Genomic DNA, 14,991 nt, shown 5'->3' with positions numbered 1-14,991 from the left:
TTTCCTCATTCATCAATCTGCCACGGTGCGCTCAGCTCTGTTTCGCTTTCGCCTCGATGCGCCGACGATAAAGGATGGGCTCGGTGTAACCGGAGGGCTGCACGCGGCCCTTGAGCACCAGATCCTTGGCCGCCTGGAAGGCGACGCTGTCGTCGTAATTCGGCGCCATCGGCCGGTAGCTGGGATCGCCCTCGTTCTGGCGGTCGACGACCTTCGCCATGCGCTCCAACGTTTCCACGATCTGCGCTTCGCTGACGACACCGTGGTGAAGCCAGTTCGCCATATGCTGAGACGAGATGCGCAAGGTGGCGCGGTCTTCCATCAGCCCGACATCGTTGATGTCCGGCACTTTCGAGCAGCCGACACCCTGGTCGATCCAGCGCACGACATAGCCCAAGATACCCTGCGCGTTGTTGTCGAGCTCTTCCTGGATCTCTTCGTCCGTCCAGTTCGGCGTTTCCGCCACCGGGATGGTGAGGATGTCGTCGAGGCTCGCCTTCTCGCGGTTCTTCAATTCCGCCTGGCGTTCGAGCACGTCGACCTTGTGATAATGGATCGCATGCAGCGTCGCCGCCGTCGGCGACGGCACCCAGGCGGTATCGGCACCGGCTTGCGGGTGCCCGATCTTCTGCTCCAGCATCGCCGCCATCTTGTCCGGCATCGCCCACATGCCCTTGCCGATCTGCGCGCGGCCTCGAAGCCCGCAAGCAAGGCCGACATCGACGTTCCAATCCTCATAGGCGCGGATCCAGGCAGAGCCCTTCATGTCGCCCTTGCGGATCATCGGGCCGGCTTCCATCGAGGTATGGATCTCGTCGCCGGTGCGGTCGAGGAAGCCCGTATTGATGAAGACGACGCGGTTCTTGGCGGCGCGGATGCATTCCTTGAGGTTGACGGTCGTGCGCCGCTCCTCGTCCATGATGCCCATCTTCAAGGTGTTGCGCGGCAGCCCGAGCGCATCCTCCACCCGCTCGAAGAGCAGGTTGGAGAAGGCGACCTCGAAGGGTCCGTGCATCTTCGGCTTGACGATATAGACCGAACCCGTGCGGCTGTTGCCACGCTTGCCGTTCGGCCCGATGTCGTGCAGCGCGATCAGGCTCGTGCACATGGCGTCGAGCATGCCTTCGAAGACCTCGTCGCCGTTCGCGTCGAGCACCGCGGGCGTCGTCATCAGATGCCCGGAATTGCGCACGAGCATCAAGGAACGACCGGGCAGCACGAGTTCCGACCCGTCGGGCGCGGTGTAATGCCGATCCTCGTTGAGCGCGCGGGTCTTCGTCTCCCCGCCCTTTTGGAAGGAGGCGGTGAGATCGCCCTTCATCAGGCCGAGCCAGTTGCGATAGACGAGCGTCTTGTCTTCGCCGTCGACCGCGGCGACCGAATCTTCGCAATCCTGGATGGTGGTGACGGCCGATTCGAGAATCACATCGGCAATCCCCGCTTTGTCGGTCCCGCCGATCGGATGATCGCGATTGATGACGATTTCCGCATGCAGATGGTGGTTCGCCAGAAGCAGAGCCGAGGGCGCGCCCGCCTCACCCCGGAAACCCGCGAACTGCTCCGGCGCCTTGAGGCGAACGGAGCGGCCCTCATCCACCCAGACGGCCAGCGCCTGGTCCTGCACGGTCAGGCCCGTCGCATTGCGCCAGCTGTCGCCGTCGAGCGGGAAGCATTCGTCGAGGAAGCCGCGGGCATAGGCGATCACCTTCTCGCCGCGCTTCGGATTATAGCCGCTGCCGATCTCCGCCCCGTCGTCTTCGGAGATCACGTCGGTGCCGTAGAGCGCGTCGTAGAGCGAACCCCAGCGCGCATTGGCGGCGTTGAGCGCATAGCGGGCATTCATCACCGGGACGACGAGCTGCGGGCCCGCGATGGTGGTGATTTCGCGATCGACGTTGTCGGTCTCGACGGCCACCTCACCCCGTTCCGGCTGCAGATAGCCGAGTTCGCGCAGGAAAGCGGTATATTCCGCCGGCGAGGTGCCCTTGCCGCGACGCTGGCGATGCCAATCGTCGATGCGGGCCTGCAGCCGCTCGCGCTCTGCCAGGAGCGCGCGGTTCTTCGGAGTGAGATCGCGCACGATCGCCGCGAAGGAATTCCAGAATGTCTCCGGCTCGATGCCTGTGCCGGCCAGAGCCTCGTTGTTGATGAATTCATAGAGCGGGCGGGCAACCTTCAGCCCCCCGGCCTCGACACGGTCACTCATGACGCATCCCCCTGTTCTCGCTCTCCGGTCGCTTGCCAACGTCCGGAGCATGGTGTTGTTGCCGTGTGATCTAAGGAATTTTCCATTCTGTCAAACTGGCGGAAAGGCTGAGAGGCGGGGTTCGAAAGTGTCAGAGCCGAGAATCGAAATGGTCGGGGGCTTCGGCCTTCTCTTCATCATGGCGACCGAGCAGGAATATCGCAGCGAACTGCGGGCGCGCATTCACCCATTGATCACCGGTGTCGGGCCGGTGGAAGCCGCCGTCGCCACCACGGCCTTTCTCGCCCGGATGAAGCCCGGAGAACGACCGGATCTCCTCGTCTCCATCGGCAGTGCCGGCGCGCGCGCACTCGAACAGGGCATGGTCTACCAGGCGAGCCATATCAGCTTCCGCGATATGGATGCCTCGCCTCTCGGCTTCGAGAAAGGCCGCACGCCCTTCCTCGATCTCCCGGCCGAAATTGCGATCCCGCAGCAGATCGGCGACGTCGCCGCCGCAAGGCTGTCGACGGGCTCCAACATCGTCTCCGGCGCCGCCTATGATCTCATCGATGCGGATATGGTCGACATGGAAGGTTTTGCGGTGATGCGCGCCGGCCACGCCTTCGACCTTCCGACGATCGCCCTCAAAGGCATCAGCGACGGCAAAGCGGAGCTGCGCCATTTCCGCGACTGGGCCGATTATCTGGAGGCCGTCGATTATTCTCTCGCAAAGGTGATCGACCGGCTGGAGGGCAGCATCGCCGCCATGGATCGCGCCTACTGGACCCAGTTGCCGCATCGCACGGCGGCACGCTGAGAGCCGGCCAGGCGCCCGCTTTCGCCAGGAGCCGCTTTACCGCCTTGAAGGCGGACCTTATGCTCGCCTGACGCAATAAAAGTGTTGGGGAGCGTGCGGTGTTTGCGCTGTTTCGCGGATTTCCGGCGGCCCTCGCCGCCTTTGCCGTCGTCTGTCTCACCCTCCTGCCAGACCCTGCGAGCGCCCAGGCGCAGGAGCGCCGGCTTCTGACCACGGAAGGCGCCGATTATTTCGGCGGCGATTACGAGGTCCTCAAGGATGTCGAGCTCGAAGGCTGCAAACGCGCCTGCGTCGTCGATGGCAGGTGCGCCGCCTTCACCTACAACACCAACGCCAAATGGTGCTTCCTGAAGGAGAATGTCGGCGATCTGCGTGCCGTCAAGGCCGCCATCTCCGGCCGCATCGTCACCTCCGATCTGCCGACCTTGTCGCTTGCCGAGGAGCGCACGGCTGAGCTCTCCTTCCTGCCCTCGCGCGTCATCGACGAGGCACGCCGCCTCTCCGGCGATCTGGCACGGGCCGACAGCGCGCCCTCGCTCGATGCCGCGCTCGCCATGGCCGACGATGCTGCCGCGAACGGCAATTATCTCTTCGCCGCGACGAAACTCAAAAGCGCGCTCAAGATCGCGCCGGATCGCGTCGATCTGTGGCTGCGGCTTGCCGCTGTCAGCGCCGAGGCAACCTCCGACGACTGGCAGACGCGCCAGCGCCTCACCGAAGAGCGCACGGCCGCGGCCGTCAACGCCTACCTCCACGCCCGCGGCGCGCGCGACCGTGCCACAGCGCTTGCGCTGCTTGCCCGCTCGCTCGGCGAGCGCGACGAGTGGAAGCCGGCGATCAAGGCCTATCGCGCGAGCCTCGCACTCGAAGAACTGCCGGACGTGCAAAGCGCCTATGAAAGCGCCGTGGCCGAACACGGCTTCCGCATCGTCAATCACCAGGTTGATTCCGACGCCGCCGACCCGCGCATCTGCCTCAATTTCTCCGACCAGCTGCCGGCGACCCGCTCCGATCTGAGCGATTTCGTCTCGGTCGAAAACGCCGACAATCTCGCCGTCGAGGCGGAAGGCCAGCAGATCTGCATCACCGGCGTCGAACATGGCCGTCGCTACCGCATCACCGCGCGCGCCGGCCTGCCGTCCGCCGACGGCGAAGAACTTCTGAAATCGGCGAGCCTCGACATCTATGTCCGCGATCGGTCGCCAGCCGTGCGCTTTTCCGGCAACGCCTATGTCGTGCCGGCCGGCGGCAGCGCCTCCCTGCCCGTCACCACGGTCAACACCTCGACCGTCAAGGCTGCGCTCTACTGGATCGCCGATCGCGGCATCGCCGATACCTTGCGCAACGGCAATTTCCTCGACCAGCTCTCGCAATGGCAGGCGGACGAGATCGAAAACGAGAGAGGCCGCAAGGTCTGGGAAGGCAGCGTGGAGGTGGAAAGCCGCCTCAACCGCGAGGTGGTGAGCGCCATTCCGATCGGCGAACTCGTCGATGACCTTGAGCCCGGAATCTACGTCCTCGTCGCGAGCGCGGAAAACGACGCCCAGGATTGGGGCGCGAAGGCGACACAATGGTTCCTGGCGAGCGATCTCGGGCTAGCGACCTTCGCCGGCAATGACGGGCTCAATATCAGCCTGCGCTCGCTGGCGAGTGCTGAGCCCGTCGAAGGCGTGCATCTCCGCCTCATCGCCACCGGCAATGAGGTTCTGGGCGAAGCCGACACGGATGCCGACGGCAAGGCGAATTTCGCCCCCGGCCTCATCCGCGGCACCGGCGGCATGGCGCCGGCGCTTCTCGCCGCCGAGACGAAAGACGGCGACTACAATTTCCTCGATCTCACAAAACCTTCCTTCGACCTCACCGATCGCGGCGTCGAAGGGCGTGCGGCGCCTGGCCCCGTCGACGTCTTCCTGACGACGGAGCGCGGCATCTACCGCGTCGGCGAGACCGTCTATCTGACGGCGCTCGCCCGCGATTCCCGCTCAACGGCGCTCACCGATCTGCCGCTGACGGCAAAGATCACCCGCCCGGACGGCAAGGAAGACCGCCAGGAGCTTCTCAAGGATGAGGGGCTGGGTGGCGCGCTCGCCGAGATCGCGCTCTCCGACAATGCCATGCGCGGCCAGTGGCGTGTCTCCATACACACAGATCCGAAGAAGCCGGCGATCGCCGAGACGACCTTCCTGGTCGAGGATTTCCAGCCGGAACGCCTCGACTTCACGCTCACGACCGAAGCGACGCAGTTTGAGCCGGCGAACCCGCCCGAGATCACCGCCGATGCCCGCTTCCTCTATGGCGCACCGGCCGCGGATCTCGACGTGGAGGCGGAAACCATCGTCTCCACCGGCGACGAGCTTGACGGCTGGGCGGGCTACCGCTTCGGCCTCTCCGACGAGACCTTCGACACGCAGACCGTGCCCCAGTCGGGCCTTGCAACCGACGAGAACGGCCATCTCGCCTTCCGGCCACAGCTCCCGGAGGCGGCTGTCTCTTCGCATCCCCTCAAGGCGACGGTGAATGTCCGTGTCATCGATACGAGCGGCCGCCCGGTCGAGCGCAGCCTCACTCTGCCTTTGGCCGGCAACACGCCCAGGCTCGGCATCAAGCCGGCCTTCGAGGACGAGGTCGGCGAGAACTCGACAGCGGATTTCAGCGTCATCGCCTTGTCTGAGGACGGATCGCGGATCGCCGCTGACGGCCTCACCTGGACGCTCTCCAAGATCGACACGAATTACCAATGGTACCGTTCCGACGGACGCTGGAACTACGAGACGATCGAAACCCGCCAGCGCGTGGCAAGCGGCGATGTCTCCGTCTCCGCCGAGGACCCGGCCAAGATTGCGGTCGATGTCGAATGGGGCAAATACGAGCTTGAAGTCGCTAAGGCGGACGGCTCCTTCCTCCCCGCCAGCATGACCTTCGAGGCCGGCTGGTACTCCGCGCCAAAGACGCTTGAGACGCCGGAATTCCTGAAGCTCTCGCTCGACAAGGAACGCTACCGGATCGGCGACACCGCGACGGTGCATCTGGAGCCGCGCTTTGCCGGCATCGCCCAGGTGATGGTGATCGACGACCGCATCGTGGCGACGAAATCCGTCGAGGTGTCGGAAGGCTCAACCGAAATCGAACTTCCCGTGACGGAAGACTGGGGTGCGGGCGCCTATGTGACGGCCGCGCTCTACCGCCCGATGGATCTCGAAGCGAAGCGCATGCCGGCGCGCGCCCTCGGCCTTTCCTGGGCAGGAGTGGAAAACCCCGAACAGCGGCTCGCCCTCACCATCGACGCGCCGGAAAGCGCAAAGCCCCGCCAGGCTTTCGAGGCGAGCGTGGAGATCGCCGATCTCGCCGAGGGCGAAGAAGCCTATGTGACGCTCGCCGCCGTCGATCTCGGCATCCTCAACCTGACGGGCTTCGAAACACCGGATCCGGAAAGCTATTATCTCGGCCAGCGGCGCCTTGGCGTTGAAATCCGCGACATCTATTCGTCCCTGATCGACCGTTTCCAGGGCGCGCCGGGCCGTGTCCGCACCGGTGGCGATGCGGCGCTTGCCCGCTTCGAGGGCCCCGCACCGACCGAGAACCTCGTCGCCTGGCATTCAGGCATCGTGAAAGCCGGGCCGGACGGCAAAGTGACGGTCTCCGTGCCGATCGGCGATTTCAACGGCACCGTGCGCCTGATGGCGCTCGCCTGGAGCGAAACGGGCGTCGGCCATGCCGAAGAAGACGTCCTTGTCCGCGACCCGGTGGTGGTCTCGACAGCCCTGCCGCAATTCATGGCGCCGGGCGACCAGTCCCGCCTCGCGCTCGATCTCACCCATGTGGAAGGCCCAGCCGGGCCCGTCTCGGTCGAGGTCGCAAGCAGCGACGACGACATCGTGGACGTTGCAGGCTCGCCCGTCGAGACGGACCTCGCCGATGGCGCCCGCAGCCAGCTCCTCTTGCCGGTGACGGCCGGCAAGGAAGGCGACGCGACCCTTTCCGTCCGCCTCACAACACCGTCGGGCGATGTTCTGGAAAAAGATCTGGCGCTCACCGTTCGCGATGCGACGCCGGAAGTCGTCCGCACCTCTTTCGTCACGCTCGCGCCGGGCGGGTCGGTCGATCTCTCGTCCGACCTTCTCGACGGGCTCGTCCCGGGTTCGGGAAAGGTGCGCATCTCCGCCTCCGGTGCCGGCCGCATCGACGTGCCGCAGATCTTGAGAAAACTCGATCGCTACCCCTATGGCTGCGCCGAACAGCTGACGAGCCGCGCTCTGCCGCTCGTCTATCTGAACGATGTTGCCGTCGCCGCCGGCCTCGGCAGCGATGCGGAAACCGACAAGCGCATCGATAAGGCGATCGAATCGGTCCTCGCCTATCAAAGCGCCGGCGGCGGCTTCGGCCTTTGGGGGCCGGGTGCCGACGATCTCTGGCTCGATGCCTATGTGAGCGACTTCCTGACCCGCGCCCGCCGCGCCGGCCACGAGGTTCCCGACACGGCCTTCACGATCGCGCTCGACAATCTGAAGAACCGCATCGCCTATGCCTCCGACTTCTCCGATGGCGGCGAGGACATCGCCTATGCGCTTTATGTACTCGCGCAAAACGGCCGCGCCGCGATCGGCGACCTGCGCTATTACGCCGAGACGAAGCTCGGTGATTTCGCCACCCCGCTCGCCAAGGCGCAGATCGGCGCGGGCCTTGCCCTTTATGGCGATCGCAGCCTGTCGCAGACGGTCTTCCGGCGCGCAGTGTCCGAACTTCAGGACGCATCATCCAACGAGCGGCGCACCGATTACGGCTCCAAGCTCCGCGACGGCGCGGCGATCCTGACGCTCGCCTCCGAGACGAGCGCCGATTCCGTCGATCTGCCGCTTCTGGCCAATTTCGTCGCCGACCAGCGCGCCGAGGAAAAGCGCACCAGCACGCAGGAAGACGCCTGGTCGCTGATGGCCGCCCATGCCCTTATGCAGAGTGCCGCGCGACCGGAGCTCGAGGTCGCGGGCGAACGCTATGACGGGCCAATGTCGACGGTGATCGAGGAAGACGCACTGCAAGGCGGAGGACCGCAGATCGCCAATCTCGCCGCCTCCCCCGTCGATGTGGCGATCAGCGCGACCGGCAGGCCCGCCTCGCCGGAACCCGCCTCCGGCAATGGCTATCTGATCGCGCGCGAAACCTTCACGCTCGAAGGCGATCCTCTCGATCCGAGCCATGTGGCGCAGGGCGACCGCCTCGTCGTCGTTTTGACCGTCACGGCAGAACAGACCGGCTCCGGCCATCTCATTCTCGATGATCCCCTGCCGGCGGGTTTTGAAATCGACAATCCGAACATCCTGCGTTCCGGCGATGTCGGCACTCTCGACTGGCTCGATCTCTCGACAGAGCCGGCGCATGTGGAATTCCGCGCCGACCGCTTCGTGGCGGCCCTCGATCGCCAACCCGACGACCAGACCCGCTTCAGCCTCGCCTACATGGTTCGCGCCGTCTCGCCGGGCGATTTCGTGCAGCCGGCCGCCACCATCGAAGACATGTACGAGCCGGAGCTTCGCGCCCGCACCGAGGCCGGACGCGTGCATGTGGAGGGGCCGCTGCGCTGAGCGAGAACGGCCCCCATATGCGCGGCCGTCACCGGGGACGACGCCGCCTCGGCATCGGCCTCGCGCTTGCCTGCGTCCTCGCGCTCGCAGCGCCCGCGGGCCTGCGGCTCGCGGTCAATCTCACACCTCTGCCCGACCTTCACCCGCCGACCTCGCAGCTCGTCGTCGACCGCAACGGCACGCTTCTGCGCCCCTTCCCGGTGGCCAACGGCATCTGGCGCCTGGACGCGGCGAAAGACGACGTCGACCCGCTCTTCACGCGTCTCCTTCTCGCCTATGAGGACAGGCGCTTCTTCGCCCATCACGGCGTCGATATGGCGGCGATGGGCCGTGCCTTCTGGCAGATGCTGCGCCACGGGCGCATCGTCTCCGGCGGCTCGACGCTCACCATGCAGGTGGCGCGGCTTCTTAGCGACGACGACACGCGCAGTCTCCTCGGCAAGGCGCATCAGATCCTTCTGGCACGCGCCCTCGAAGAGCGCCTGTCGAAAGACGAGATCCTCAACCTCTATCTTCTTGTTGCCCCCTATGGCGGCAATATCGAGGGCGTACGTGCAGCGTCACTTGCCTATTTCGGCAAGGAGCCGCGCCGCCTGACACCGGCCGAGGCCGCCCTTCTCGTCGCCATCCCGCAATCGCCGGAAGCCCGTCGGCCGGATCGTTTTCCGAAGCGGGCAAAAGAGGCGCGCGACCGTGTGCTCGCCCGCGCAGCAAGGGCGGGTGCCCTTCGCCCCGAAATCGCCCGCCAGGCGCGCACCGAAGCCTCGCCGAACACGCGCCATCCCTTCCCGATGCTCGCGGCCCATCTCGCGAACCGCCTCGCCCATCGACCCGACGCGCCGCCCGTGATCACGCTTTCGATCGATGCGGATACGCAGGCGCGCTTGGAGGCTCTGGCACACAAGGCGGCGAAGACGCTCGGTCCGAAGACCAGCGTTGCCATCCTCGTCGCCGATCACCGCACCGGCGAGATTTTGGCCTCTGTCGGCTCCGCCGATCCGCTCGATTTTGCCCGCGCCGGCTTCATCGACATGACGGAGCGCGAGCGCTCGCCGGGCTCCACCTTGAAGCCCTTGATCTACGGCCTCTCCTTCGAACTCGGTCTCGCCCATCCCGAAAGCCTGATCGACGACCGTCCGAGCGCCTTTTCCGGCTACACGCCGTCGAGCTTCGACGGCGAATATCGCGGCACCGTCACCGTGCGCCGTGCCCTGCAATTGTCCTTGAACGTGCCGGCGATCACGCTTCTGGAAGAGGTCGGCCCCGCGCGGCTTCTCGCCCGCATGCGCCGCGCCGGCGTGCGCCCCGCTTTGTCCGACGTCTCACCGCCGGGCCTTGCCATCGGCCTTGGCGGGCTCGGCGTCACGCTGCGCGATCTCGTCACTTTGTCGGCGGCGATCGCCCGCGGCGGGCGCGCCATGTCCTTGACGGAAGAAAAGGGTGAGACGGGCAAGCCGCTCGGCCGTGTCCTCTCCGAAGCCGCCGCCTGGCAGGTCTCAGACATCCTCGCCGGCGCGCCGACGCCACTCGGCGCCAAGGCCGACAACATCGCCTTCAAGACCGGCACCTCTTATGGCTACCGCGATGCCTGGGCGGTCGGCTTCGACGGAAGTCACGTCATCGGCGTCTGGGCGGGCCGCGCCGATGCGACCCCCGTTCCGGGCCTCGTCGGCATCGAGGCCGCCGCCCCGATCATGCTGGAGGCCTTCGCCCGCCTCGGGCCCACAAAGCGCCTGCGCGCCGCCCCGCCGAACCTTCTCGATGTGGCGACGGCGGATCTGCCGCCGCCGCTCCGCCATGTCGCCCGCACCTCGCAGCCGGGCACGCCGGGCCCCGAAATCGCCTTCCCGCCCGACGGTGCCCGCATCGATCTCGGCCTCGCCGACCAACATGGAGAAGGCCATGGCGAAGCGCTCGCCGTGAAACTCCGCGACGGCGCGCCGCCCTTCACCTGGTTCGTCAACGGTCGCCCGGTCGGCCGCACCGCCTTTCGTCGCGAGCTCTTCTTTGAGCCGGACGGTCCGGGTTTTGCCGATGTCACGGTACTCGACCGAACCGGCAAAGCCGCCTCCGTCCGCGTCTTCCTGCAATAGGCTTCCGCGCCCCGAGCAGCCGCATCCGACCAAACAAAAAGGCGGCCGCCAGAGCGACCGCCTTGTTTCTTGCCGAAGAGTGCGTGCCGCTTATCCGTGCACGAGCACGTTGCGGAACTGCCAGGGATCGCTGTCGTCGATGTCTTCCGGGAAGAGCCCGGGCCGGTCCGTCAACGGCGTCCAGTCGGTGTAATGGCCTTCGACGGGCCCGAGATAGGGAAGCTGCACCTCGAGGCAGCGGCGGAAATCCATCTCGTCGGCTTCCACGATGCCGGCTTCAGGATGTTCCAGCGCCCACACCATGCCGGCGAGCACGGCCGAGGTCACCTGCAGGCCGGTCGCGTTCTGATAGGGAGCGATATCGCGCGTCTCCTCGATGGAAAGCCGCGAGCCGTACCAATAGGCGTTCTTCTTGTGGCCGTAGAGCAGCACGCCGAGCTCGTCGATGCCGTCCTCGATCTCGTCCTCGTCGAGAATGTGGAGTTTCGGCTGCGCCTTACCGGCCTGACCGAACATTTCATGCAGCGACAGAACCGCATCGTTCGCCGGGTGATAGGCGTAATGCACCGTCGGCCGGTATTCCGGCTCGAGCCCCTCGCCGATCGTAAAATAATCCGAGATCGACACCGATTCATTGTGGGTGACGAGAAAGCCGTACTGCGCGCCCGGCGTCGGGCACCAGGTGCGCACGCGCGTATTGGCGCCCGGCTGCAGCATGAAGCGGGCCGATTGGCAGCCCGTCTGCTGCGCCCGCATATTCTCGGGCATCCATTTTTCATGCGTGCCCCAGCCGAGCTCGGAGGGTTGCAGACCCTCCGAAATGAAGCCTTCGACCGACCAGGTGTTCCAGAAGACGTTCATCGGCTTCGGATGCTTGGCACGCTGCGTGTCGCGCTCGGCGATATGGATGCCCTTGACGCCGACATCGCGCATCAACTTGGCCCAGCCGGCGCGATCGTCCTGCGAGGGCTCCTCATAGGAAAGCTGAAGTGCCTCGGCGAGATCGACGAGCGCCTGCTTCACGAACCACGACACCATGCCAGGATTGGCACCGCAGCAGGAGACGGCCGTCGTACCGCCCGGCGCGCGGGCCTTCTCGTCGCGCACCGTCTGGCGCAGCGCATGGTTGGTCCGTTGCGCCTGGTCCATGCCGCGGTCGAAATAGAAACCCAGCCAGGGCTCCACCACGGTGTCGATATAAAGCACGCCGATCTCGCGGCAGAGCTTCATGATGTCGAGCGAAGACGTATCGACCGAAAGGTTGACGCAAAAGCCCTGGCCCTCGCCCTTGGTCAGAAGCGGCGTCAGAAGCTCGCGATAGTTTTCCGCCGTCACTGCCTTCTGGATGAAAGTGATTCCGCGCTCGTCGAGAAGCTTGCGGTCCGTGTCGACCGGGTCGATGACGACGAAGCGGTCCTTGTCGAACTCGAAATGCCGCTCGATCAGAGGCAGCGTCCCGCGTCCGATCGAGCCGAAGCCGATCATCACGATGGGGCCGGTAATCTTGCCGTGGACGGGCCAGTCGCTCATCAACATCTCCTTCGGGCTCATGCCGGCTTCCGATTGGAGGAAAGCGGCGCAAAGGGCAAGGCGGCAGAAGAGAAAAGGCGCCGCAGCGGATACAACCTCACGGCGCAGTGCGCTTGATCTCCTCATGCAACCCAGTCAGGCTGTCTGCACGACCGCCGCAGTTGGATAGGGGCGATACTGTGGAATATAAGATCTTATGGGGAGCAGTCAGCGCTGTCCGCATCACCAGTTTGGGCGCTGACTATCTCCGCGAGACGTTGAAAGAGCTTCTTCCTCATCCGAGGCGCCTTGCTCGCCATCTTAAGAAGGACGGGCTTCCTCCAGCAGAGAGCAAATACTTCAAAATCCTCATCGCCGATCTGACCCGCGACAATGACGGCAGCCAGACGGCCCACGTTGCCGCGGCCCTCGCCCCGTACCGCGGCATCGACGTGCACAAAATCGGCCCTGGACCCGAATGGGATTTCGGAGCTCGCTCGGCGCTCGAAGTGCAGGCACGCGAGCTTCTGGAGAAGCAGCAAGGCGAGATCTTGATCTTCGGAGAGGTCGCCAAAGCCGACGAACGCCTCCGGCTCAACTTCCTCGGCGCCCACGCCGGCCTTGAGCCGACATCACGCTCATACGAACTTCAGACAGCGGAGCTTCCCCTCGACTTCAGCGAGGACTTCAACGCCGTGCTCGTGGCGCTCACACTCGCACAGGTCGCGCCCGCGACGAAACAAGAAGCTGGGACCTATCTGGTCGACATCCTTCGACCCATCGCCGGCAAGCTGCGGAAGTTTTGCGAGCACATGCCTGAGCGTTTGAGTGCCGATCAGCGCGGCAGCCTCTGGCACGCGTACGGTTTTGGGGCTTTGGTTCTCGGAGAGCAAGCTGACGAAAAAATATGGCTGCAAGAGACCGTCAAAGCCTACCGCACGGCACTGCAAGATCTCACCCGCGAGCGCGTCCCGCTCCACTGGGCGATGACGCAAAACAATCTCGGCAACGCGCTTCAAGCCCTCGGCAACGCGCTTCAAGCCCTCGGCGAGCGCGAGAGTGGCACAGCGCGGCTGGAGAAGGCGATCAAAGCCTACCGCGCGGCACTGCAAGAACTGACCCGCGAGCGCGTCCCGCTCCACTGGGCGACGACGCAAAACAATCTCGGCAACGCGCTTTCAACCCTCGGCGAGCGCGAGAGCGGCACAGCGAGGCTGGAGGAGGCGGTCAAAGCCTACCGCACGGCACTGCAAGAACGCACCCGCGAGCGCGTCCCGCTCGACTGGGCGATGACGCAAAACAATCTCGGCAACGCGCTTCAAGCCCTCGGCGAGCGCGAGAGTGGCACAGCGCGGCTGGAGAAGGCGATCAAAGCCTACCGCGCCGCACTGCAAGAACGCACCCGCGAGCGCGTCCCGCTCGACTGGGCGATGGCGCAAAACAATCTCGGCAACGCGCTTTCTAGGCTTGGCCGGCGCGAAAGCGACACAGCGAGGCTGGAGGAGGCGGTCAGAGCCTACCGCGCCGCACTGCAAGAACGCACCCGCGAGCGCGTCCCGCTCGAGTGGGCGATGACGCAAAACAATCTCGCCAACGCGCTTCAAGCCCTCGGCGAGCGCGAGAGTGGCACAGCGAGGCTGGAGGAGACGGTTAAAGCCTACCGCGCCGCACTGCAAGAACGCACCCGCGAGCGCGTCCCGCTCGACTGGGCGATGACGCAAAACAATCTCGGCAACGCGCTTCGAGCCCTCGGCGAGCGCGAGAGTGGCACAGCGCGGCTGGAGGAGGCGATCAAAGCCTCCCGCGCCGCACTGCAAGAACTGACCCGCGAGCGCGTCCCGCTCGACTGGGCGATGACGCAAGACAATCTCGGCAACGCGCTTTCAACCCTCGGCGAGCGCGAAAGCGACACAGCGAGGCTGGAGGAGGCGGTGGAAGCCTACTGCGCGGCACTGCAAGAACGCACCCGCGAGCGCGTCCCGCTCCACTGGGCGACGACGCAAAACAATCTCGGCATCGCGCTTTCAACCCTCGGCGAGCGCGAGAGTGGCACAGCAAGGCTGGAGGAGGCGATTTGCTGCTATGAAAGAGCACTCGAAGTGTTCCGAGAGGCGCGAACGACCTTCTTCATCGAAACCGCCGAGCGCAACCTCGCCATCGCCAGAACTATCCTAGAGGAGCGCCACGAAGACGATCGCTCGTAACAGCTCTCACCAGAAATTCGCCACCTTGTGCGTCGTGCTCTCCGGCTCGGTCGCAAGGTGGTGATAGGCTGAGGCGTAATAGAGAAGCGGCGTGCCGCCCTTTGCCTGCATGCCGCGGACCTCGCCGAGGAAGAGCGAATGGTCGCCGCATTCGTGCACGTCATGAGGCGTCAGCGCGATATGGGCGAGAGCGCCCTCGAGCGCGGGCGCGCCATGAAAATCGAAAAACTCCGCCTTCGCGCCCTCAACCTTGCGTCCCGCAAAAAGGTTGCTCAGATCCTCCTGCTCGCGGGCGAGAAAGCTGATCGAATAGACCTCGGCCTCTGACAGCACCGGATGCATGTGCGCGCGTTTGGCGACGGAGACGACGGTGAGCGGCGGGTTGAGCGAACCCGACAGAAATGCGTTCGCCGTCATGGCCCGCACACCGCTCTCCGTCTTGACGGCAACCACGGTGACGCCGCTTGCAAAACGCGACATGACATTGCGGAAAAGCTTTGGGTCGATGGCGGACGCCGCCGTCTGGTCCATGAAATCGTCCTGAACGCCTGGGGTTTTCTTATCGACCCTGCATATAGGGTCGCTCGCGATCCCACAAATG

General features: G+C 65.2%; 7 protein-coding genes. 4 read left to right on the top strand and 3 right to left on the bottom strand.

The window, feature by feature from the left end; translation table 11 throughout:
* Positions 1-31 precede the first annotated feature (31 nt).
* The gene (locus J2R99_RS08210; protein WP_307153940.1) at positions 32-2,206 is read right to left on the bottom strand and encodes a malate synthase G; all 2,175 of its coding nucleotides are present in this window, start codon (positions 2,204-2,206) and stop codon (positions 32-34) included.
* A 148-nt stretch (positions 2,207-2,354) separates the two neighbouring features.
* Here J2R99_RS08210 and J2R99_RS08205 point away from each other — a divergent pair, with 148 nt between their 5' ends.
* From J2R99_RS08205 to pbpC, 3 genes are all read left to right on the top strand, one after another.
* Positions 2,355-3,005, top strand: a complete 651-nt coding sequence (locus tag J2R99_RS08205) for a 5'-methylthioadenosine/S-adenosylhomocysteine nucleosidase (RefSeq protein ID WP_307154182.1) — start codon at positions 2,355-2,357, stop codon at positions 3,003-3,005.
* Between the two features lie 98 nt (positions 3,006-3,103).
* Positions 3,104-8,584 carry an alpha-2-macroglobulin family protein gene (locus J2R99_RS08200; protein WP_307153939.1) on the top strand — a complete coding sequence of 1,827 codons (5,481 nt, stop codon included), beginning with the start codon at positions 3,104-3,106 and terminating at the stop codon, positions 8,582-8,584.
* A gap of 17 nt (positions 8,585-8,601) precedes the next feature.
* Positions 8,602-10,677, top strand: a complete 2,076-nt coding sequence (pbpC, locus tag J2R99_RS08195) for a penicillin-binding protein 1C (protein WP_307153938.1) — start codon at positions 8,602-8,604, stop codon at positions 10,675-10,677.
* Between the two features lie 90 nt (positions 10,678-10,767).
* On the opposite strand, the gene J2R99_RS08190 is transcribed toward pbpC, so the two are convergent.
* Positions 10,768-12,213 (bottom strand): homospermidine synthase, encoded by a 1,446-nt coding sequence (locus J2R99_RS08190; RefSeq protein WP_307154181.1) that lies wholly within the window; start codon positions 12,211-12,213, stop codon positions 10,768-10,770.
* 173 nt (positions 12,214-12,386) lie between these two features.
* On the opposite strand from J2R99_RS08190, the gene J2R99_RS08185 reads away from it, so the two are divergent.
* Positions 12,387-14,390: a tetratricopeptide repeat protein gene (locus J2R99_RS08185; protein WP_307153937.1), complete on the top strand. Its 2,004-nt coding sequence runs from the start codon at positions 12,387-12,389 to the stop codon at positions 14,388-14,390.
* 6 nt (positions 14,391-14,396) lie between these two features.
* On the opposite strand, the gene J2R99_RS08180 is transcribed toward J2R99_RS08185, so the two are convergent.
* Positions 14,397-14,921, bottom strand: a complete 525-nt coding sequence (locus J2R99_RS08180; protein WP_307153936.1) for a flavin reductase family protein — start codon at positions 14,919-14,921, stop codon at positions 14,397-14,399.
* Positions 14,922-14,991 lie beyond the last annotated feature (70 nt).

Origin of the sequence: Rhodopseudomonas julia (genome assembly GCF_030813515.1) — a bacterium.
GTDB classification, from domain to species: domain Bacteria; phylum Pseudomonadota; class Alphaproteobacteria; order Rhizobiales; family Afifellaceae; genus Afifella; species Afifella julia.
This window is presented reverse-complemented; position numbering and strand designations above follow the sequence as displayed.

What these genes read in the sequence shown, in the direction of transcription:
- J2R99_RS08210 (WP_307153940.1), bottom strand. Translation starts at nt 2,206, where the DNA reads ATGAGTGACCGTGTCGAGGCCGGGGGGCTGAAGGTTGCCCGCCCGCTC.
- pbpC (WP_307153938.1), top strand. Translation starts at nt 8,602, where the DNA reads ATGCGCGGCCGTCACCGGGGACGACGCCGCCTCGGCATCGGCCTCGCG.
- J2R99_RS08205 (WP_307154182.1), top strand. Translation starts at nt 2,355, where the DNA reads ATGGTCGGGGGCTTCGGCCTTCTCTTCATCATGGCGACCGAGCAGGAA.
- J2R99_RS08180 (WP_307153936.1), bottom strand. Translation starts at nt 14,921, where the DNA reads ATGGACCAGACGGCGGCGTCCGCCATCGACCCAAAGCTTTTCCGCAAT.
- J2R99_RS08190 (WP_307154181.1), bottom strand. Translation starts at nt 12,213, where the DNA reads ATGTTGATGAGCGACTGGCCCGTCCACGGCAAGATTACCGGCCCCATC.